Genomic DNA, 21761 nt, shown 5'->3' with positions numbered 1-21761 from the left:
ATGAAGCGATGGAAAAGAACAATCGTATCCGCTATGGCGGCAGTTCTCGTGATCGGTGTTGTCACTGCATGTAACAACAGCAGCGGCGAGAGTACAAAGAAGGAAATCGGCGACTCCGCCTCATCCGGGCAGCAGAACGGCAAGCTTCGGCTGCTTGGCCCCGCAGGTTCGAACAAGTATATCAAATTCGATGACAGAGCGAAGTACCCGGTGTGGGGTGAAGTCGACAAGCTGCTCAGTGATGCCGGGCTGCAGCTCGATTACGAGCTGGTACCGAGCGAGCAATACAGTGTCGTTATCAAAACCAGAATGGCTTCCGGGACCAACCTTCCCGATATCGTGAATATTTCTGCGCTGGATAATACGACGGTACTGAATCTGGCGAAGCAGGGGGTGCTTCTTGACCTGAAGCCCCTGATCGAGAAGTACAGCAACGGCAATATTAAAAAAATGTATGACGTAGAATTCCCTTATGCCAAGAAGTCAACAACATCCCCTGACGGCAAAATGTACTGGTTCAGCGATCTTCATAAAAAAACATACCAGGGAAAAGATCCGGCTCCTGTTTCTCTAACCATGCTGATCCGCAAAGACTGGCTTGAAAAGTTGAATCTTTCGGTTCCCGCCACAGCTGAAGAATATCTGCAAACATTAAAGGCGGTGCGGGATCAGGATGCCAACGGGAACGGAAAGAAAGACGAAGTGCTCGTGTATGATCCAAGCAAATTCGATGGCGCCATTGCCCAATGGTTCGGGCTGGGCACAGACATCACAGCTGTGGATGTGGAGAGCAAAAAAGTAGTGTCTCCTTGGTATCAGGATGGAATCAAGGATTACTTCCGGTATTTGCAGCAGCTGGTGAAAGAAGGGATTCTCGACACGAGTCTCATTGGGGGAACAGCCGAACAAAAACAACAAAAAATGACCGAAAATCAGGTTGCCTCCTTGAGCGATTATAATCTTGAAACATACCAGGAACCGACCATCCAGGGAGGCGGGGAATACCTGCCGCTCATGCCGCTCAAAGCAGTTGATGGCATCACCCCGGCAGCACAGCTGGAACCGCCGTTTCTCGTATGGCAGAAGTACGCCATTACCAAAGACGCCAAGAATGTGGAGGCGGCCATTAAGTTTTTTGACACGATCTACTCGGATAAATACGCCGATCTTCTGTATTGGGGAATCGAAGGACAAACATACAAAAAGGATGATAATGGTGCAAACGTATATATCAACAACAAATCAGACGAAGAATTGGCAAAAATAGGCCAAACCCCCGGAGTCAAGCTGTTTGGGGATACGGTTTTTCCTCGAGTTCAATTTGCCAATCTTGAGTTTGAACTGTCCAGCGTACCAAAATACAAAGCCGATAACGAATTAAGTATTTTGAAATACAAGCCGTATTTTGTCAATATGAACGGCAACTATTTGGCAATTCCGGATGATAAGCAGCTGGAGACAAAGACCAAAATTCTGACCAATCTGTCCACCTATTCCACGGAGCTAGCCACCAAACTGGCTCTGGGTCAAAAATCACTTGATCATTGGGATGAGTATATCGCTGAAATGAAAAAGCTTGGACTGGACCAGTTGATTGAAATCGATCAGCAATTGTTTGACAGATACAACAGCATCCAGTAATTTGATTCCAAGCAGGAATATGTATTGGGAAAGTGGCAGTCTCCGCTTCAGATGCCGGATGATCTGCCATTTTCCTCCTTTTGCTTCATGATACTATGGGATCGAATCCGAAGGAGGGGACGGCTTTTGCGTAACAGGAGCTTCGGTAGCGGTACGTTTCGAAAAATCTTTTTGTCTTATACCGCGATATTAATCATCCCCATCATTGTGTTCAGCGTCTTAAACGTACAGCGAAACATCATGGAGGAGAAGCAGCAGCTGTACGAAAAACATGCTCTGGATGCTAAACGGATTGCGGATATCGTGGACAACAAATTAAATGAGCTTAAAAATTTAGGTAAAGTGCTGAGCAGCGAACCTTGGGTTAATAAACTGATGCAAAATACGAACGTATACGATGAGGAATTTGATTTATTAAAGATGCTTGAAATCAGAAAGAGTTTGGAAAATGATGTGAGTTCGCTGAATATCCTCTCCTTCGGAACGATTATTTTTCCCGAAAAGCAGCAGGTCCTGTCTTCGTTGGGCACCTATCCGGAAAGTGACTTCTTTTCCACAATAGCCGTCTTCGACGCGGATACCCGACAAATGATCGAAAGCTCCCTTCAGGAACAGCAGTATTTCAAAATCATGCCACCGGTGACCATGAAGCTTTGGGGCGGCAGCAAGCGCGTGATTCCCGTACTTCAAAGCTTGGAGGTCGTCAATCACCCGCGTGCGGTTTTGGTTCTATTTATTGATAGCGCTTACTTTTCCGAATATATCGGCCGTTTCGGAAGTATCGAATCCAAGGATATCATCATTTCCGCTCACGGCTTCACCCTTTACAAGCAAACGCGGAACGCGGCTGAAGGGATTCTTGATGATCGGCGAAGCTACGAGCTTGTTCTGCCGTCTCAGGCCAGCGATCTGCAATACAGGATTTCCTATTTCGATTCCAGTGTCATCGGGATCAACAATCTATTTGGTTCTCTTCTTGCTATTATGATTTCTATCGCTGTTGGCATGTGTTCGGCTTTCTTGTTAGCCAAAGTCAGCTATCGTCCTCTCGGAATCTTGCTGAACAAGCTGTCTGGCTCGGTTCGATACGAGGATGCCAAACAGAGTCTTGTCTTTGGTTCAGAATACAATTATATCGAAAATTCGTTCGACAGGCTGCTGCATGAAAACCGGAAGCTGCAACAATCCATGCAGGACTACGAAAGCGCAGCTAAGGCGAACTTGTTTCACCGCTTGCTTAAAGGATATTTTACGGGCGATCAAGACATGAACGGACTGAAAAAATTCGGAATCAGCTATACCGAGGATATGCATTATGGCACGATGCTTGTCAGCTTTCACGTCATTCGCGATTTTTCTGATTTCGAGAAAATCCGGAAGATCGAAATGATGACGATCGTGATTGTTGAAAAGGTGATGAGCCGTTATCGGCTGGACTATGAGCTGTTCGAGGTGACCAATGCGGATAAAGCCTTGATCATGTCTTCCGAAAACGCATTTGGAAACGATGGAATGATGGAGCGAATTGCTTCCGAAATTGCAGGGGAAATTGAACAGACCTGCGGATTTCAACCCGATGTCTTGCATGGAACGGTAGAAAAGGGGCTTGTCGGCATCAGTAAATCGTATTATGCAGCGAATGAAGGTCTGCAGTATACCTTATTTTCACGAGAGCATCTTCAGGGTTTGCAGGAGGAATCGATCCAGGCAGGAGTGGATTATTATTATCCGACGGATTGGGAGGTTCAGCTGATCAATAACTTGAAGATCGGAAATCTCGACATGTCCATACAAATACTCCACGAAATAAGCGCGGAGAATAGGAAACGTCAGCTGCCCGATGCCTGCACGTTCAAACTGGTATCTCTATTAATGGAGACGATGCTGAGGGTGCTGCACGAGTTGAATCTTGATACGGGCATCTACGCCAGACAATTCAAGAGCAAAGCTATGGCGGCGGACATCGAAGAGATGTGGAGCTACGTATTTGAAGTAGGCACATTAATATGCGAGCGAAACCGGTATTCTAACACGTCATCAACGATTGCCGTTGGCGGCCAGTTGCTGCAATACGTGAATCAAAACTATACATGCGCGGACATCTCGTTAAAACATCTGGCGGAAATATTTCAGATGTCGGTATCCAATATTTCCAAAATATTTAAAGAGGTGACAGGTATCAACTTCTATGACTATTTATGCCGGCTGCGCATGGAAATGGCCAAAGAATTGCTGAGAGAGAAAACATACGCCATGGATGAAATCGCCCGCCGGGTAGGATACCAAAATCTGTATTCTTTTAAACGGGCATTTATCCGATATGAAGGAATTAAGCCGGACGAATATGTAGGGCTCGCGATTTGAAATTACATTTGCAAAATCCGATCATCTGATAGATTATAATGAAAATAGCATTGAACCAGAGAAAGGGATCAGAACATTGACACTACAGCAACTGAAATACGTGATCGAGGTCGCTAACCGCGGATCTATGAATGAAGCAGCCAAAAGGCTATTTATATCCCAGCCGAGTCTTTCGAATGCAATCAAGGATCTGGAGGAAGAAATCCGGATCCAGATTTTCGAGCGTACCAACAAAGGTATATCTCTTTCCAAGGAAGGGGCGGAGTTTCTGGGGTATGCCCGGCAGGTGATTGAGCAGGCGGAGCTGCTGGAGAGCCGCTACTTGAACGCCAAGCCCTCGCCTCAGCATTTTTCCGTATCGACCCAGCATTATGCTTTTGCCGTCAATGCCTTTGTAAACCTGGTGGGAGAGTATGGTCAGGATGAGTATGAACTGGCTCTGCGAGAGACCAAAACCCATGAAATTATTCAGGACGTCAAAAGCCAGCGGAGCGAGATTGGCATCTTATATCTGAATGAGTTCAACAGCAAGGTGATAAACAGACTTCTGAAGGATGCGAATTTGAAATTTACGAGTCTGTTCACGGCTAAACCGCATATTTTTATCAGTATCCATAATCCTCTTGCCAAGCAATCCGTCGTAACCATCGATCAGCTCCAGGATTATCCCTATTTGTCCTTTGAGCAGGGAGAGTTTAATTCTTTTCATTTCTCAGAGGAAATTTTGAGCACCCTTTCACATCCAAAAAGCATTCGTGTCAATGATCGGGCTACACTTTTCAATCTGCTGATTGGTCTGAATGGCTATACGATTTCTACAGGGGTTCTGAGTGCTGATCTAAATGGCAATGAGATTATCCCTGTCCCTTTGGATATCGAAGAAACCATCAATGTCGGCTGGATTTGTCATCACAATGCGGCCTTGTCCAAGCTGGCGACAGCTTATATCGAGGCGCTTCATGACGCAATTTCCGAGTAAAGGATGTTGTATGCCGTTAATGAAAAAGGAGATTAGAATGTTCTAATCTCCTTTTTGCAATGGTCAGAAGTACCACAACTACTAAACCTTAATTATCAATCTTTTTGATAAAACTACAACATTTTGTTTACGACAAAGGCCGCCCCGCCGGGAGTGGCCTTCAATTCTAGTCTCGTGTTTGTATCCTTAGAAGATCACTTCAAACCTCTTCCCCTTGCTGCGATAATATTCGAATATCATGAAGTCTATCTCTATAGGTGTCTCCCCAATTCCTCATGGACAAAATGATTGGTTCCAACGTTCTTCCAAATTCAGTCAGTGAATATTCCACCTTAGGAGGCACCTGTTTATAAACTTCGCGGTGAACAATGCCGTCCCGTTCAAGCTCACGGAGCTGCAGTGTAAGCATGAATTGCGTTATTCCCGGATAGAGGCGGCGGAATTCATTAAATCTTCTCGGACCATCGATAAGATGATAAAGAATGATTCCTTTCCATTTTCCCCCAATTACATCTAAAGTTGTTTCTACAGGACACCCTTCCGTACTCGGAGTAATGCTGCTCTTCTTCCTTTGATCGCCCAAAAGCCCCTACACCTCCAATAGTTTGATTTTTAATACTATATTATAAAATTATGCGTACTATTATAATTCGAGTATACATCATATTATATAGCGGTAACAACAACGCTTTTCATTTGGGAAGGATGGTTTGATCATGCGTCAGAGGATGGAGGTGCTTTGGGAGAAGGACCGTAAGTGGACATATGAAGTAAAGATTACTGAAGAGAGAAGGGTTAATCGTCATGAGCTTGAAAGGTTTGCTAATAGGTATAATTTTTACTATTTTATATTCATCTGGAGCTATTATTATGAAAATCGGCTTACTATCAGCGCCCCCATTAACATTAGCGACATTGCGTTTTCTTATCGCCGGGTTGTTGCTGCTGCTATATATTTACGGCTTTAAAAAGGGGAAATATACTTTACCAAACAAAAGAGAATGGAAGTTTTTAATTTTGATGGGTTTATTAAATACCACGTTGTTTGTTGGGTTAGGCAATTTGGCTCTTCGGACCATTTCCGCTGGAATATTTAATCTCTTTCTCCCGATCAACCCTTTCCTTTTTGCGCTCTTTTCTCTGATTTTCATGGGAAAACACATTCGGCCGAAAGAGTGGGTGGGTATGGTAGTTTCCGTCATTGGTCTGTTCATTGCGACTTTCCCGTCATTGACTGGCAGTCATGCCACCCTAAGCGGCATATTGTTTCTTACTTTTGCGATGGTCTCTATGGCTGTTGGAAGCCTCATTTTCAAAAAAGCTGATTTACAGCTGCCTAACCTAGTGATAAACGCGTGGCAGGTATTCATCGGAGGCATTCTTTTATTGATCCCAACTCTTTTCCTAGAGTCTGGTAAGCCTATCAACCTGGATATCCATCTTGTAGAATACCTTCTTTGGTCTGTCTTCGGTCTCTCAATTATTAGTATGAGCATCTGGTATTATTTGTTAAAGCAGGATGCCGTCAAAGCAAATAACTGGCTGCTTTTAAATCCTGTCGCAGGCTATATCCTTGCTGCCATTGTACTAGGTGAACCCATTACATGGTATGGTGTCATCGCCACCGTAATTGTGCTTTTGGGATTATATCTGTCGGGGAATTTTCAAATTAAAGAATCGGCTATGGTTCAGCAAAAAAAAGTAGTTTGACTTTAGGGTGAAAACCGAATATTGTCTCCTTCCTGCCCCCAAAAGTTGATCGTTTAATGTGCCTAAAGATTTAGCACTTTATTATAAGTAAGATTACGATACAAGTAGTAAAAAACATGAAAACCGCCACTGAAAACACTTCAGAAGGCGGTTTTTTTATAGGTTTTCTAGAAATACTGCCAGTGGATTTTGCCATAATGCTGTGATTTGGATACACAAGGAACATAAACAAAAGAGAAATAGAGATAAAGGAAGCAATTGAATGACAAAACCGGATAAGTGATGGGTATTCAATCAAAGGTATCAAAATAGCCCCGAATTCTGTATTACCCATGCTTTACAGTTCGCCTGCTCAGGCGTATATTCAGTTCATTATTAACAATTTTAAAGGTACGTCTTTGAATTACGCTGAGTTTTCATTGTGAAAAGCGGGGGAACCACAACAGCATTGAGCGATTATCCTGTCAGAGTACGGGATGATGTCACTGCAAGGGGTGAATCGGATCAGGTTTGTCAATGACATGACTGGTTCCGTAGGGCAACTCTCACTGCCCGAATCCGTCAGCTAACCTCGTAAGCGTTGCTATGAGAGAGGAGTGAAACTGTGAATTTTTAGACTTAAAGCACAGGGTAACCGCTCTGTGTTTTTCTGTGCGCAAATTGAATCGATGTCTATTTCGCTGAATTTCCGCTGGATAGCGGAAAGCGGGGGAACCGGCCGTGATGATGTTATGAACATTGTCACATGGGGTGAATCTCATGCATTTGAGTAGGGCTACTCTTTTAAGTCCGAATCCGTCAGCTAACCTCGCAAGCGTTTAAAGAGAGGCAACCTGTATATATGCATTTTTGAACAAGGCTTTTTTAGTCTTGCCCAAAGAAGCATTGAAGAGAGGTCCTCTTTTCGATGCTTCTTTTTTTGTTGTTTTTTTATCTGTCTGAAGGAAGGCATTATGTACATCATGCTAGGTAGAGAGGAGAAGGAAGTTGCCCAACATCCAAGTGAACGGAACAACATTATATTATGAGACACATGGCAGCGGCGTGCCTATCGTCTTTATTCACGGACATCTTTCGACTCACCATATGTTTGAGCCGCAGGTCGAATATTTCAGCAAAAGGGCTAAAGTCATTGTGCTGGATTTAAGAGGCTACGGGAATTCAGGGAAATTAAATGTGGAAGTTGAGGACATTATAGATACCCAGTGTAAAGATTTATCTGAACTGCTCGAAAAGCTTAATATCCCTAAGATTACCTTGGTAGGCTGCTCGAGCGGCAGTCTGCTTGTGCAAAAATTTGCAGCGTCCCACCCGGATAGAGTTAACGCGCTTGTTCTGGTGGACAGCTATTTTTATGGCCCTTATGGTCCTTTTGGGACAAAAAACGGTATTTGGAAAATTATCGAAGCATGCAGCTGGTTGTCTTATTATCTTCCTGCCGAATTTTTCCTCCGTTCGCTGCGGGTGACGTATAATCGTTGGGTACCTGCGTACAGCATATTAAGGGATGAACTGTTCCACAAGCGGCCGACGGAATCGATCAAACAGCGGATGGCATTGCTGAAAATCGACATCGATTCGAATTCATCCCGGTTGAGGATGCCTATTTTATGCGTGGCTGGCAGACAGAGCGAATGGTTTGTCAAGCAGATGAACAAGGCGGCGGAGAGATTCGCCTGTGCGCAGAAGGCTGTCATAGAGGATGCCATTTATCCGAGCCATCTGTGCCAGCCTCAGCAATTCAACCGTGTTTTGCTTGACTTTTTGATCGACCAGCGCATTTTCAGGATGGAAAAGCAGTTGGTCTGAATTTGGGATGCAGGTGATGGAATGAATAAGGAATACAGACAATTAAAGTCGCTGCTGGGCATGCTGGATCGGGAAGAACGCTGGTTTACGCTTGCGGAGATTGAAAGGGAGCTGGGTGTATCCGGCAAATCCATCAAGAAAATCGTGGAGGAGGCCGCTCCGCTGCTCCCCGAATCCATGCATGTGGAGGTGTCGAGAGGGAGAGGGATCAGTTTTCACCGCGACAGGCATGGTGCGACCGTCCGCGAAGTCCTGGCGGCTCTTTTCAGGGAAACTTCCTATTTCCGCCTGATGCAGCTTGTTCTTGCGCATAACGGGAAGAGATCCGCCGAAGAAATGGCCGAAGCTCTTTTTATGAGCTTCTCGTCCTTTAAAAAGTGGATCATACATCTCAATCGGGATGAACTTCGCCCTTTTCATCTGCGAATGACGTATTCCTCACCCACCCTCAAAGGAAGCGAGATTCATGTCCGGTATTTTTTATGGAAGTTATTTACCGAGGCGTACCCAACGGAGGGCTGGCCATTTCCCGGTATGGACGAACGGCAGTTGGACGGTTGGGTGACGGAGATCGAGCAGGAGAGCGGGATGATCTATTTTTTGAATTCCAAGCGCAATTTATCTTTTTTGCTGGCCATTGTACTGGAAAGGGTTCGGGGCGGGCATGGCGTCTCATTGAACGGCGGAAGCTACGCATGGGAGCATAATGTATTTTACGGGCCGATCAATCGCCTCGCCGAAAAGCTGATGCGGCGTTACCAAGTTGAGCTAACCTGCGATGAGATTTATTTTCTGCAGTCGATGTTCAGCCTCAGCCAGTATCATGAACGGGACGGGATTCAACTAAAAGACGGTGAGAAGCGTACAACGGAAGAGGGAAGCCGCATGGCCCAGCAGCTTATTCCGTTGTTGTCCAAGGCGTTTCCCACATTAAATGCAGGTCCGCGTTTTCGGGCAGAAATCCATGAATTTATTGACAAGCTGCGGATTGATCATGCCATTCCCGAATTAATGGCCGTCTCCCACAGCCATCTGACCGATTATATCCTGAAGGAAGAACAGCCCATTTTTAAAACCGTTTCGGATTGCATGCACAGCTGGCAGAAGCTGTTCCCCGCCATGTCATGCAACGATTACCACTTGACCAAACTTGCGTTTATTATCAGCTCGAGCCTCAGATATAAGAGCAAGAAGGCTTTTCTCATCGTCGGTGAAGAATTTTCGGTCCGGCATTACGTCGCGAATCTGATCAAGAGGGAAATAGGCGATGATCTGACGATCGAGACCTCGATTCTGCACGGATTAACCGACGAGATCGTTGCGCAGCATCAGATCGATTTCATTATCAGCACGATCCCCGTTTCCTTGTCCCGCATTCCGACGGTCATTATTTCAACGATTCCAACGAAAAGAGATCTGGAAAATATCCGACTGGAGCTGCTTAGCTGAGCGCTTGGTCCTTTTTCTTCCGTTTGCAACGGCGGTAATTGGACTAGTTTCCTCGCCCGGCTCCTTTTAAGATGAATATTGTAAGCGATTACGATTCGCAGACAGCCATCTTGAAGGGGGAAAACAACATGAGTATTCATATGGAAGCCAAGTCCGGAGACATCGCGGAACGGGTTCTGCTGCCTGGCGATCCGCTGCGCGCCAAATTCGTTGCCGAGCATTTCCTGGAGAACGCCCGCTGCTATAACGAGGTTAGGGGAATGTACGGTTATACCGGGTTATATAAAGGAGTTTCTGTTTCGGTGCAGGGGACGGGGATGGGCAATCCCTCGATGAGCATTTACGTTACGGAGCTGATCCGGGATTACGGCGCGAAGAAACTTATCCGGATCGGCACCTGCGGGGCTATGCAAAAGGATCTGCAAATCCGGGACATCGTTCTCGCACAAGCGGTTTCCTCGGACAGCAACATGACGGAGAAAATATTTATGGGCTGCAATTACGCGCCTTCAGCCGATTTTGGCATGCTGATGAAGGCCTACCAGCAGGCAAAGGCCTCCAGTGCCAACGTATTCGTGGGGAACGTTTACAATTCCGACGAGTTCTACAGGGAGACCATGGCAAGACTGCACAAATTCATGGAGTTCGGCGTACTGGCCGTGGAGATGGAAAGTACGGCGCTGTATACCCTGGCTGCAAAGTATGGGGTTAAAGCGTTGTCGATTCTAACGGTAGGGAGCCAGCTGCTGACGAACGAGCGGTCCGCACATAAAGACAGTGAGCAGTCGTTTAATCAAATGGCCGAGATCGCGCTGGACACCATTATAGCGGAGGCCTAAAGTTCAAACTCAAAGAGTTTGTGATTATATTCACGTGTACGAAGGGGGAGCAACATGAAATATGTGATCGCTTTGCTTGGACTGGCCGTCGTGTTGGCGTTTGCCTGGATGGCCAGCTCTGATAAGAAAAATATTAAATTCCGCCCTATCCTCGTGATGATTATCCTGCAAATCGTGCTGGGATTGGTTCTTCTCAAAACAAACGTCGGCGAATTTCTGGTAAGGGGGTTTGCGGACGGATTCGCCAAAATCCTGGATTTTGCGAATGCGGGTACAGAGTTCGTGTTTGGCGGCATTGTCAATGAAGGCATTCATTCGTTTTTCTTCCATGTGCTGATGCCGATCGTATTCATGTCGGTGCTCATCGGGATATTGCAGCATTATAAGATTCTGCCGTTCATCATCAAATACATCGGCCTCGCGCTGAGCAAGGTCAACGGCATGGGCAAGCTGGAATCCTACAACGCGGTAGCCTCGGCGATTTTGGGGCAAAACGAAGTGTTCATTTCCATCAAAAAGCAGATCGGGCTGCTGCCGCGTGAACGCCTTTATACGCTGTGCGCTTCGGCCATGTCCACGGTGTCGATGTCCATTGTCGGCTCGTACATGACGATGCTGAAACCGGAATACGTCGTGGCTGCGCTCGTACTGAACCTGTTCGGGGGCTTCATTATTTCTTCCATCATCAATCCGTACCGGGTTCAGCCGGAAGAGGATATCTTGGAAGTACAGGAAGAGACCAGACAGACCTTTTTCGAAATGCTTGGCGAATACATTATGGACGGCTTTAAAGTGGTCGTCATCGTCGGCGTCATGCTGGTCGGCTTTGTCGGCTTGATTGCCATGATCAACGGTATTTTCAGCGGCATTTTCGGAATTTCGTTTCAAAATTTGCTGGGCTACGTATTGGCGCCATTCGCTTTTCTGATGGGGGTTCCCTGGCATGAAGCGATCAAAGCGGGAAGCATTATGGCTACCAAAATTGTGGCCAATGAGTTTGTAGCCATGCTTGATTTCGTGAAAATCCAAGGGGATTTCAGCGAGCGCACCAAAGCGATCGTTTCGGTGTTCCTGATTTCCTTCGCGAATTTCGGTTCCATTGGAACGATTGTCGGGGCCGTTAAAGGCCTGCATGAGAAGCAGGGCAATGTGGTCGCGGGGTTTGGCCTGAAGCTGCTGTACGGTGCGGCCCTGGTCAGCTTCTTGTCGGCAACCATTATCAGCATAGTATTTTAAAATGATCATTTTTTTATAGGACTGAATGCAAAAAAAACCAGGATTGCTGATCATCAGCAGCCTGGTTTTTATATGTATATTAACTCCTATTTCATTATTCGTATGCCTGTTGATGCTGTAAGTTCTTGGATGGATGCTCCGTCATCTTGAATGAAAGCGCTTCACCCCCTATAATGGATGAGAATCCATAAATAACCATTAGAGTCTGGGGGAGTCCTGCATGAAGCTTTTGGCCGCAGTGACCGTTCCGAGCGTCAAACCGCGCAAAAAACGCTGGCCGCGCGTCGTCGGAATCATTGTTCTGATTATTGTGCTTTTGATTGCCTGCGCAGGTGGATACGTGTACTGGCTGGTGAATAAAAGTTTGCCGGTCATTAAGGGCGAACTCCACATTTCCGGACTGGAAAAAGAAGTAACGGTATGGAGGGATGAATCCGGCGTGCCGCATATCGAGGCGCAAAGTGAGCAGGACCTGTATATTGCCCAAGGGTATGTGACAGCGCAGGACCGCATCTTTCAGATGGATCTGAGCAGAAGGCAGGCTTCCGGACAGCTGAGTGAAGTGGTGGGGGCAAAAGCGATCGACCGCGATAAATTCTTTCGCAGCTTCGGTCTGCGTAGAGCGGCTGAGGCTTCCTTAGCTGCCTATTCGGAGGAATCCAAGAATGTACTGGAATGGTATGCGCAAGGCGTGAACAATTACATAAAGCAAGCAAAAGAATCCAAATCACTGCCGGTTGAGTTTACGATCCTGGGGTACCAGCCAACGGAGTGGCAGCCGATTGATTCCTTAACGATTGGTAAATATATGGCTTATGATCTGGCAGGCAATTGGGAGGGGCAGGCCTTCCGGTACAGCATGGCGCAGAAGCTATCGCCTGAGAAGCTTCAATCTTTAATGCCGACTTATCCGAAGGACGGGGCTACGATTATTCAGGCACTAAAGGACAATCCGGTTGACCTGACCGCACTCGCTGCCGCCGCTGTAACTCCTGATCCTTTTAATGGCAGCAACAACTGGGTCGTATCCGGTGAGAAGTCGGCTTCAGGGAAGCCGATGCTGGCGAATGATCCGCATCTGGGACTGGCTACACCGTCGATCTGGTACGAGACACATCTTTCGGCACCGGATTTGAATGTGAGTGGCGTTATTTTCGCCGGAGTTCCAGGAATTATTCTAGGACACAACGAGGATATTGCCTGGGGAGTGACAAACTTAGGCCCGGATGTGCAGGATCTTTATATAGAAAAGAGAAATCCGGAGAATCTGAATCAGTTTGAATACATGGGTAAGTGGGAAGATGCCAAGGTGTATAAGGAGGAAATAAAAATAAAAGGTGAGGAGCCGGTATCCTATGATGTCGTGGTGACCCGGCATGGACCGATTATTTCCGAGTTCGCCAAAGATCAGCAGCAGGATACTGCGCTCGCCATGAGGTGGACGGCCTTGGATTCGACGACGGAGCTTGAGGCCATCCAAATGTTCGCCAAAGCACATAACTGGGAGGATTTTAAGAAAAGCTTGGAGTTTTTTGATGCTCCTGCACAGAATTTCGTCTTTGCTTCCACAGATGGTACAATCGCGTACCGGGGAAATGGCCTGATTCCGATCCGCAAAAAGGGCGACGGCTCGGTTCCCGTACCTGGATGGACGGATGAATATGAATGGACGGGATATATTCCCTGGGATGATCTGCCTACGACTGTGAATCCGAAAGAAGGGTTTATTGCGACCGCGAACAATAAAGTCATCGATGACAACTATCCGTTTCACTTGACCGACAGCTGGGCTCAGCCATACCGCGAAGCGCGTATCCAGCAGGTATTGTCCGGTAAGGATAAGTTGACCGTGGAGGATATGCAGAAACTGCAGTTTGATCGCAATAACCTTCAGGCTGAGGAGTTTTTGGATGGCCTGATCGGCAAGGTCAAAAATAATTCGGATCTTCGCCCGGTAGATAAGGAAGTACTGGGACTGCTGCAAAATTGGAATAAAGTGAATGACCCGGATCAAGCGGCACCTCTTGCTTATGAACTGTGGATGCAGAGATTTGATGATGTGCTGTTCAAGCCGGAAATCAGCGATGACATGATGAAGCTGTTTAATAATAAAGCCATCGTAAAGGATGAAATGCTTCGCAAATCGCTGCAAGGCGAGCAGGAGCCATGGATGGATGAAAAGGGCGGGCTGGAAATGGTGGCGCTGCAGGCACTTCAGCTGGCGGTCGATCAGGCTGTTTCTCTGCAGGGGAAGCATCCATCCAAATGGCAGTGGGGGGAGTTCCATCAGATAGACTTCCCTCATCCGCTTGGCTCGGTGAAGCCGTTGAACCTGATCTTCAACGCCAAAGCCGTTCCGATGGGCGGAGGACGGGTAACCGTTGGCGCGGCAGGTTGGGATTCGGCAACCGGTGAAGTGAACCACGGCGCTCCATGGAGAACCGTGATTGATCTATCGGATCCGCTGAGGTCGTTTAATGCGGTCGGGCCGGGTCAATCCGGTCATCTGCTGAGCAAGTGGTACCACAATCAGGTAGATGACTGGACAACGGGCCAATACCATATGACCAGCATCTTGCCAACCATTTACCGGAGTGCCGGAAATGAGTTGAAGTTATTTCCGAAATAAGTGATACAAAAAAGCAGCCCTTTGGGCTGCTTTTTTGTATCAACGCTCCTCCCTATTGATGGTGTATCGAATCATTGATATGACATGCTGTTCTGCTTACAGCTGAAAGCATTTTCTTCTTGACGGCTCAATGCTTTAGTGCTAACTTATTCATAATTCATATCGGCTTACTGGTAATTAAAAGGAGGGATCATCTTGCCGGTTCAAAAGAGTATTCCTTTAATGGAAATTAATCATATTTCAGTAGCTTATCAGGATAATCGCAGCATTCTTAACGATATTCATTTAACGATCAATCAAGGTGAATTTGTGAGTATTATCGGTAAAAGCGGATGCGGCAAGAGCACACTGCTGAATGTGATTGCCGGATACATCAAGCCGAAGCACGGAAAGATCACGGTCCAAGGGAAGGAAGTCACCAAACCGGGGCCTGACCGCGGCTTTGTTTTTCAAGATTTGGCACTGTTCCCTTGGCTCAGCGTCCTGGATAATGTCTCTTTCGGTTTGCGAATGGCAGGAGTGAGCAAACAGGAAATACGGGAACGCAGCAAGGAGGCCATCCAAATGGTTGGATTATCGGGTTCCGAGCACAAGAGTATCAGCGATCTCTCGGGCGGGATGAAGCAGCGGGTGGCGATTGCCCGGACACTGGTAACCAAGCCTAATATCCTGCTCATGGATGAGCCCTTTAGTGCTTTAGATGAGCAAACCAGGGAATCGCTCCAAGAAGAACTGCTGCGAATTCAGAAGGAGACAGACATGACGGTCATTTTAGTGACCCACAGCATTGATGAAGCCATCTATCTGTCGGACCGGGTCGCTGTATTTGATGATCGGGGCAGTATTCACAATATGATACATATCGGCCTTGGAAAGCCGAGAATCCCGGAAATTCGTGTCTCATCGTATTTTAATGAATACAAGAAGCAGCTGATGCAGGATCTGCGATATGATTTTCAAATTCAATACGAGTCGGAAGGCTCAGGGATATAAAAAAAGGGGAATGTCACAATGAAAAAGAGATCGGTATACAGCAAAATATTCAGCATGGCGGGAAGTCTTGTACTGGCTGCTGCGCTGACCGCAGGATGCGGGAGCAAGGATACGGACAAGTCGTCAGAAGATGCAGCCGGTACAGGCCAAAAAGAGCAGGTCCAGGAAATCAAGGTAGGGTATGTGAATCTGCTCGCGGCGGCTCCCGCCATTATTGCGAAGGAAAAGAATCTGCTTGACAAGCAGGGCTTAAAAGCGGAGTTTTTCTCTTTTGCCAATGGCCCTGATCTATACAAGGCCCTCTCTTCCGGCAAGCTGGATGTGGCCTATTCGGGTATGCCTGCAGCGGTGAACTGGGGCTCGCGTGGAGCGGAGTTTAAGATCATTGCCAAAGTGGATGATGGTAAAAACGGAGTGTTGACCAAGGACTCTTCAGATATACAGCAGCCGGCAGACTTGAAGGGGAAAAAGCTCGGTAACTTGGTAAAAGGCAGCGGCGTGGATTACCTGATCCGTGCGGTTCTGCTTCCGGAAGGGCAGCTGAGCGATCAGGATGTCACTTTGGTGCAGATGGAGACAGCCAATATGGAGACAGCAATTACGAATGGGACAATCGATGCGGGGGTAGCCGGCGAGCCGTTCTTAACATTTGCGGAGCTTCGGGGATTGAAAGTGGTGAAGGAGCTTCCGGATCCGGCATTTGTGGTTTTGGGCTCGAACACGTTCTTGAAGGATCATGCGGATGCCGCAAAAAAATTCATCCAGGGACATATCGCCTCGATTGATGATTTGAATCAAAACACGCAGGAGGATGCTGAGGTACTGGCCAAAGCATTTAATGTGCCTGATATCAAGGGATCTGACAAAACGTATACACCTGGTGAGGTCATGGCTCAGGCTTTGAAACGCAATACATTCTCTTATCAATTTACCGATGAAGATTTGAAATATTACCAGGAGATCGCGGATAACAGCTATAAAATCAAATCGCTGGAGAAGCAGCTTGATGTAAGCAGCATTATCGATACCACCTGGGTCAAATAACCGAGCCTACGAAGGCAGGGGGAAAGATATGAAAAAATTTCATTTTGGCATTCTTGCCGTGCCTTTTATTATCGTGGTCTGGATGCTCGCTGCACGCCATTATCCGCCCATTATTTTTCCGGGACCCTGGCGTACCTTGCTGGAACTGAAGAAGCAGCTTATGTCACCGGACTATTATCATCATATCGGGATCAGCCTGTACCGTTTGTTCTTTGGCTTTGTGATCGCAGCTGTGTCGGCATTTATTTTAGGGCTGCTTGCAGGCATCAGTAAAGCCTTCCGGCAGTTCTTAACACCGATGGTGGCGCTGTTCCAGGCAACGCCGCCAATGGCCTGGGCACCGCTGCTGATATTGATGCTGGATCTGGGAAGTGCGCCGATGATCGCAGTCATTGTGATCGCAGCCTTTTTCCCGATTGTCGTTAATGTCATTCAGGGCATGGAACGCATTAAAATATCGCATATCCGCGCGGCTCAGACACTTGGCGCAAGCCGGCTTCAGCTGGCCTGGCATGTGTATTTACCGGAGGTTATGCCGTCTGCGTTCACCGGAATCGTGGTCGGCTTCGGGATCGCCTGGCGTTCCCTTGTAGCGGCGGAAATGATTGGGGGAAGTGCGGGAATCGGCTGGCTAATCTCTTCCAGCGGGCAGATCGGCAATTCGCCTCTTGTAATGGTCGGTATTATTACCATCGGTATTTTGGCGATGTTCTTCGAATTTGTACTCATTCATCCGTTGAAGAAGCGGTTCGCTTCCTGGGAATCGAAGGCGTAAAACAAGCATACAGGGGAGGAAGATATGAAAGTATTTGTTGAACGGGTGAGCCGGTTCTTACAATTGGCCCATGCGCAGAGCCGTACCGTTACGATTGACCAAAGCGTAGAACGGGGAGGCGGCAACATGGGTTTTCGCCCCACCGAGCTTTGGCTTGTTGGATTATCGTCATGCTCTGTGATGACACTGCTCCGGTACGCGGAGCAGAAGGAGCTTCTTCTGACGGATGTATCCGTAACGGCTGAGGATACGGTAGATGATCAAGGCGATATATCTGCGATTGATTTTAGAGTGACCTTTGCAGGGGGGCTGACCGCACAGCAGAAAGCAGAACTGCTTTCACATGTCAAAAGCAACTGCAAGGTTTTGCGGACCGTAGGGCCTCATATTGCGATCCGTTATAGAGAGGCTGATCCGGATGCAGCTGTGCATACCGGCACAAGCTGTACATTAGAAGGCGGAAATTGCTGTATGTAATCATAAATCGTCAACACATAAAAAAGAGATGGCTTCTGATCCAGTCAGAAGCCATCTCTTTATTTTTTTAGCGGTGATTCAACGGTCTGTTATTCGATCGGAAACTGATAGAATCCTAGCATCGGCAGATACGTCGCATTATCCAGAGGTAGATGAGCGGCAGGATTCTCCTCAAAGGCACCATGTAAGCAGGCACGGCCTCTCACGCTGCGATTTAGCTGAACTTGGATGGTATTGGAGCCAGTAAGGGTACATTCAGATGCATGGATCAGACCTTCTTCATCCTCCACGGTGAAGACGGGTTGGAGCGGACCGGTTGTCAGGAGATTGCCTTTGACATGATTAAAGGCAATCTCAAGGATTGCTATATCCTGTGATCCTTCCGGAAGCAGCCTTGCGGATTGGATTTCCGGAGCCTGATAGTGAACAGGCATACCATAAACCTCCGACAGGGCAGCACGTGCTAACCGCTCACCGATCAGAAGATTACCCGCCGGGCTATTATGAATTTCATCCGAGAGCGGGCAGTCGAGAGCCGGAATAACCGTCACATGAGGTATTTCGTGAGCGGCCTGACGCTGATGCTCACGTAGCGTTCCCCAGGAAATATCTCCTTCCGTCGACGGATTGGACGAGGTATGACGGTTCAGTTGAACTGTCAGTACCGGCAGAGTATCTTGGCCCAAATCTCTCCGGATCGATTCGACCATCGTACGGAAACGGGATAAATACGTCGGCGACTCCTTGGGTGTACAGTCTGTACAGCCTTGATACCATAGGATGCCGCGAATATCGCCGCCGGTGGACAGGATCGTATCCATCATCACCCGATACAACATGCCATCCTCCTCGGGGTTCCATTTACTAAGCGGAGAACCGCCGTGAGCCACCGGGATTAAACCGATTGGCCAGCCGGTGTCCCTTTTGACGATCCGGGCGAAGGAGAGGAACGGGGAATGACCCGGGTTGGCGTTCTCCCGGTTCTCCATATGAAGGGACTGAGTCGAATCGCTAAAAGGATGCGTCGCCAGATCCCATCGTCCGTTATGACGAAGCAGGTGAATTCCGAGTTCGGGCGGGTCGTTTACGGGACCTCTGCCATAACCTGCGGCATTGCTCTGCCCGGCAATGACCCAGAGATCACCTACTCCGAGGTGATGGACCATGTCGCCGCGCGTAAACCATTCCATTGCAGCCTTGCCGTCCATCTGAAGGGAGGTCTCCAGGCGGTACAAGCCGCCGGCTGGAATATTCACCAGGTGGAGTGACCATGTATGCGATGCCTGATCGGTCAGGGCAGGAGTCCATCCCATCACATTTTCTGAAGAGTCCTCCTTAACAATCCTTACATATACCTGGCCGTAACTACTTCCATCCCCAGGTGGGGTCCAGGCTCCGTTAAGCTCTATAGAAGCAAAGCCTTCTCGCTGCTGAATGATAGTCCACGGCTGGGGTCCCTGCTCAATAGTAACGCCGATTTGATGATGCATCCGTTATGTAACAACTCCTTTATCGCAGCTGCAGCAGCGTTATTCGTTAACCATCTGCTTTTTCTTTCTACTTTGGCTGCCGGATTCCTGCTTGATAGAACCAAACCATCCCGTCGAAAATAGATTCATTCTACCATGCGACAATTTCCCCGGAAATATTTAGCGAATATGGTTTGATTAACGAGAGTGTTCCGTCATTCTTATATTTTAGAAATAAGAAGGAAGTTGTCGAAATCAACAAAATGTCTGGAAAATTTTGCTTGTATTAGAGAAAAAGAGAGGTCATGAAATTGAAAAAGACATTATTATTTTTTTTCGGACTGATTAGCTTACTTTGTGGATTCAGTTTAATCAATTGGACAACAGGTACAGCCTATGCTGAAGAAAGCCAGCTTCAGATTAAAGACATTGCTGGGAAGGATACCTATTTAATGAGTGATGGTTCGATGTGGTCCACGGTCGACGGGTCTCGAATCGTCCACACACCCGGAGCCATAGCTACAATTAGTGGCAATGTGTATCATGGTAGGGGAATAACCCAGGATGGACGGTTGATTTCATGGGAATTCGGTGCTCCGGATGTTCTCGAAGGCAAGACAGGGGTGAAGCAGGTTTCAGGAAGCTACTGGCTGAAGACGGACGGTACAGTATGGTCCGGAGACAAGCCAATGAAAAATCTAAACAGCATATTACTCATTGCTGATGGCGATAAGAGTTTTGCGGCGTTGTCTTCAAATGGAGATGTGCTCTTTGAAGAACCTTACAAACCAGGGCAGTTCAAAAAGCTTGGCATGGTGGAGCAAGCATCTTCGATCAAGTCTATGGCGGTTCATGATGGTCGTGTTGCCTTGCTATATGACAGCGGTAAAGTTGTTGTCTATGAAACATCCAATTTTGATGATAACGGCCGTATTATTCCAGTCACGGTCACACAGGATGCTATTCATATCGTGTATGTTTCAAGATATCCTACGGATGCCCTCATTGTTACGCTTAAGGATGGTACCGTGTGGGTGACGGGAGAATATAAGGATCGCTGGAAGCTTAAGGACCCAATAGCCGGTCTTAGCGGAATCGTAAAAACGGCTGTGGATTCGTATAAAGATGATCTGTCCGAAGGGATTTACGCTCAGCATAGCGACGGGAGCTGGGTCTTGTACAAAAATGGTGAAATTTCACCGGTCGATGTGCCGGTCGTTACGGACTTGGCGGTTTCAATATCCGATACAAAGCCTTTTGTAGGGGACAGCTTGAAGGTAGACATCCAGGAAACCTATTCGAACAAAGCAAAGATTAAGGTTCCGGTTAGTGATGCCAAAGTGGATGTCGAAAAACCATACCTGGTGAAATTGCAGCCGGATGGAACGCTGAAAGCGGCTGGAGTTGGCAAGACACAGGTCACGGTAACTTCAAGTGGAGTATCCAGTACAGTGACGATATCCACCAGTCTCCGTAATAATCTGAAATATGCTAAGCAGGTAAATAGCAATGTATTTGTTCCAGCCAAAGCCGTTATCCAAGCGCTGGGAGGCACGGTTTCAGGTGGAAGCGAAGGCATGGATGCAAAGTTCGGTGAGACGGCGATCTCATTCAAAGCGGGCAGCAGTCAAGCTTCACTTAACGGAAATATGATCCGGTTAAAGGCTTCTCCTATCCTTGATAAGGGAGAACTTCTCATCCCTGCTTCGATGTTGACCGACGCGCTGGGAGCAAGTGTGAGCTGGGATGCCAAATGGAAGCAAGCGCAGATTTCCTTTGGAGATGCCAGTATGACCATCGTTTCCTCGGAAACGGCGGGATTAATCAAAAAAGCGATGCAGGGCAGCCTAGCCAAATTTATCGGTAAGACCTATTGGGTGAATGATTTTGAGGGCTGGGAACGTTTCTCTAAAATTACGGTAACCGATGTGCTGCCTGACGACAAAGGAGAGTTCTCCATTGTATTCAAATCGGGTGGGGGTCAAACACTGCGAAGCTACCCCATGAACTCGTCCGAAGTCATGCAGTTGTTTGCGGACCGATCTTCGTTATTAAATTACGACCCTTATCAAAAATTCAAATGGTCCGCATCCGTCTGGAAACAGATCAAAGCAGGCAGCGTTTCTCTCGGGATGACCAAAGAACAAGTACAGCTCTCCTGGGGGAATCCTGTGGCCAAGGATATTACGACTGGTGGCGGCAAAACCATCGAAACATGGGGTTACTCTAATTTCGACGTTGTTTCTTTCGTGGATGGAAAAGTGATATTGATTATTATGTAATGGACAGTATACACCCTTCATAACATGTATTTAAAATTAAATCGCCCTTTGCTGGAATGGATGAT

Annotated in this window: 16 protein-coding genes and 2 riboswitches; of the genes, 14 read left to right on the top strand and 2 right to left on the bottom strand. The window is 47.3% G+C overall.

Going from position 1 to position 21761, the window contains the following annotated elements:
• The 3 genes from KJS65_RS14380 (at position 1) to KJS65_RS14370 (ending at position 4984) form a co-directional block, all read left to right on the top strand.
• Positions 1 to 1641 carry an extracellular solute-binding protein gene (locus tag KJS65_RS14380; RefSeq protein WP_213650396.1) on the top strand — a complete coding sequence of 547 codons (1641 nt, stop codon included), beginning with the start codon at positions 1 to 3 and terminating at the stop codon, positions 1639 to 1641.
• 126 nt (positions 1642 to 1767) lie between these two features.
• Positions 1768 to 4005: a helix-turn-helix transcriptional regulator gene (locus KJS65_RS14375; protein WP_213650395.1), complete on the top strand. Its 2238-nt coding sequence runs from the start codon at positions 1768 to 1770 to the stop codon at positions 4003 to 4005.
• A 76-nt stretch (positions 4006 to 4081) separates the two neighbouring features.
• On the top strand, positions 4082 to 4984 hold the full coding sequence (locus KJS65_RS14370; RefSeq protein ID WP_213650394.1) for a LysR family transcriptional regulator: 903 nt from the start codon (positions 4082 to 4084) through the stop codon (positions 4982 to 4984).
• Positions 4985 to 5183: 199 nt separating this feature from the next.
• Here the strand turns inward: KJS65_RS14370 and KJS65_RS14365 are convergent, their stop codons facing one another.
• Positions 5184 to 5567 carry a winged helix-turn-helix transcriptional regulator gene (locus KJS65_RS14365; RefSeq protein WP_213650393.1) on the bottom strand — a complete coding sequence of 128 codons (384 nt, stop codon included), beginning with the start codon at positions 5565 to 5567 and terminating at the stop codon, positions 5184 to 5186.
• 221 nt (positions 5568 to 5788) lie between these two features.
• Between KJS65_RS14365 and KJS65_RS14360 the strand changes: the two genes are divergently transcribed.
• The 10 genes from KJS65_RS14360 to KJS65_RS14315 all read left to right on the top strand — a co-directional run bounded on the left by KJS65_RS14360 (position 5789) and on the right by KJS65_RS14315 (position 17945).
• Positions 5789 to 6694, top strand: a complete 906-nt coding sequence (locus KJS65_RS14360; RefSeq protein WP_213650392.1) for a DMT family transporter — start codon at positions 5789 to 5791, stop codon at positions 6692 to 6694.
• A 396-nt stretch (positions 6695 to 7090) separates the two neighbouring features.
• A riboswitch (cyclic di-AMP (ydaO/yuaA leader) is annotated at positions 7091 to 7289 on the top strand.
• Positions 7290 to 7362: 73 nt separating this feature from the next.
• Positions 7363 to 7527: riboswitch (cyclic di-AMP (ydaO/yuaA leader) on the top strand.
• 154 nt (positions 7528 to 7681) lie between these two features.
• The gene (locus KJS65_RS14355; protein ID WP_213650391.1) at positions 7682 to 8503 is read left to right on the top strand and encodes an alpha/beta fold hydrolase; all 822 of its coding nucleotides are present in this window, start codon (positions 7682 to 7684) and stop codon (positions 8501 to 8503) included.
• Positions 8504 to 8524: 21 nt separating this feature from the next.
• Complete coding sequence (locus KJS65_RS14350) at positions 8525 to 9952, top strand: AcpB/EbpR/MafR family transcriptional regulator (protein ID WP_213650390.1); 1428 nt, start codon at positions 8525 to 8527, stop codon at positions 9950 to 9952.
• A gap of 128 nt (positions 9953 to 10080) precedes the next feature.
• Positions 10081 to 10791 (top strand): purine-nucleoside phosphorylase, encoded by a 711-nt coding sequence (gene deoD, locus KJS65_RS14345; protein WP_213650389.1) that lies wholly within the window; start codon positions 10081 to 10083, stop codon positions 10789 to 10791.
• A 54-nt stretch (positions 10792 to 10845) separates the two neighbouring features.
• Positions 10846 to 12027: a NupC/NupG family nucleoside CNT transporter gene (locus tag KJS65_RS14340; protein WP_136604273.1), complete on the top strand. Its 1182-nt coding sequence runs from the start codon at positions 10846 to 10848 to the stop codon at positions 12025 to 12027.
• Between the two features lie 220 nt (positions 12028 to 12247).
• A complete protein-coding gene (locus KJS65_RS14335; RefSeq protein ID WP_213650388.1) occupies positions 12248 to 14656 on the top strand; it encodes a penicillin acylase family protein in 2409 nt (802 codons plus the stop codon).
• 195 nt (positions 14657 to 14851) lie between these two features.
• Positions 14852 to 15649 (top strand): ABC transporter ATP-binding protein, encoded by a 798-nt coding sequence (locus tag KJS65_RS14330; protein ID WP_244864521.1) that lies wholly within the window; start codon positions 14852 to 14854, stop codon positions 15647 to 15649.
• A gap of 18 nt (positions 15650 to 15667) precedes the next feature.
• A complete protein-coding gene (locus KJS65_RS14325; protein ID WP_213650387.1) occupies positions 15668 to 16693 on the top strand; it encodes an ABC transporter substrate-binding protein in 1026 nt (341 codons plus the stop codon).
• 28 nt (positions 16694 to 16721) lie between these two features.
• Positions 16722 to 17468 carry an ABC transporter permease gene (locus tag KJS65_RS14320; protein ID WP_213650386.1) on the top strand — a complete coding sequence of 249 codons (747 nt, stop codon included), beginning with the start codon at positions 16722 to 16724 and terminating at the stop codon, positions 17466 to 17468.
• 24 nt (positions 17469 to 17492) lie between these two features.
• On the top strand, positions 17493 to 17945 hold the full coding sequence (locus KJS65_RS14315; protein ID WP_213650385.1) for an OsmC family protein: 453 nt from the start codon (positions 17493 to 17495) through the stop codon (positions 17943 to 17945).
• A gap of 89 nt (positions 17946 to 18034) precedes the next feature.
• Here KJS65_RS14315 and KJS65_RS14310 read toward each other — a convergent pair whose 3' ends face one another.
• Entirely contained in the window at positions 18035 to 19435 is a 1401-nt protein-coding gene (locus KJS65_RS14310) for a sialate O-acetylesterase (protein WP_213650384.1), read from the bottom strand.
• Between the two features lie 290 nt (positions 19436 to 19725).
• Between KJS65_RS14310 and KJS65_RS14305 the strand changes: the two genes are divergently transcribed.
• A complete protein-coding gene (locus KJS65_RS14305) occupies positions 19726 to 21696 on the top strand; it encodes a stalk domain-containing protein (protein WP_213650383.1) in 1971 nt (656 codons plus the stop codon).
• Positions 21697 to 21761 lie beyond the last annotated feature (65 nt).

Source organism: Paenibacillus sp. J23TS9 (assembly GCF_018403225.1).
Lineage (GTDB): Bacteria > Bacillota > Bacilli > Paenibacillales > Paenibacillaceae > Paenibacillus_AQ.
Note: the sequence above shows the minus strand (reverse complement) of the source record. Positions and strands in the feature narration are given on the sequence as shown.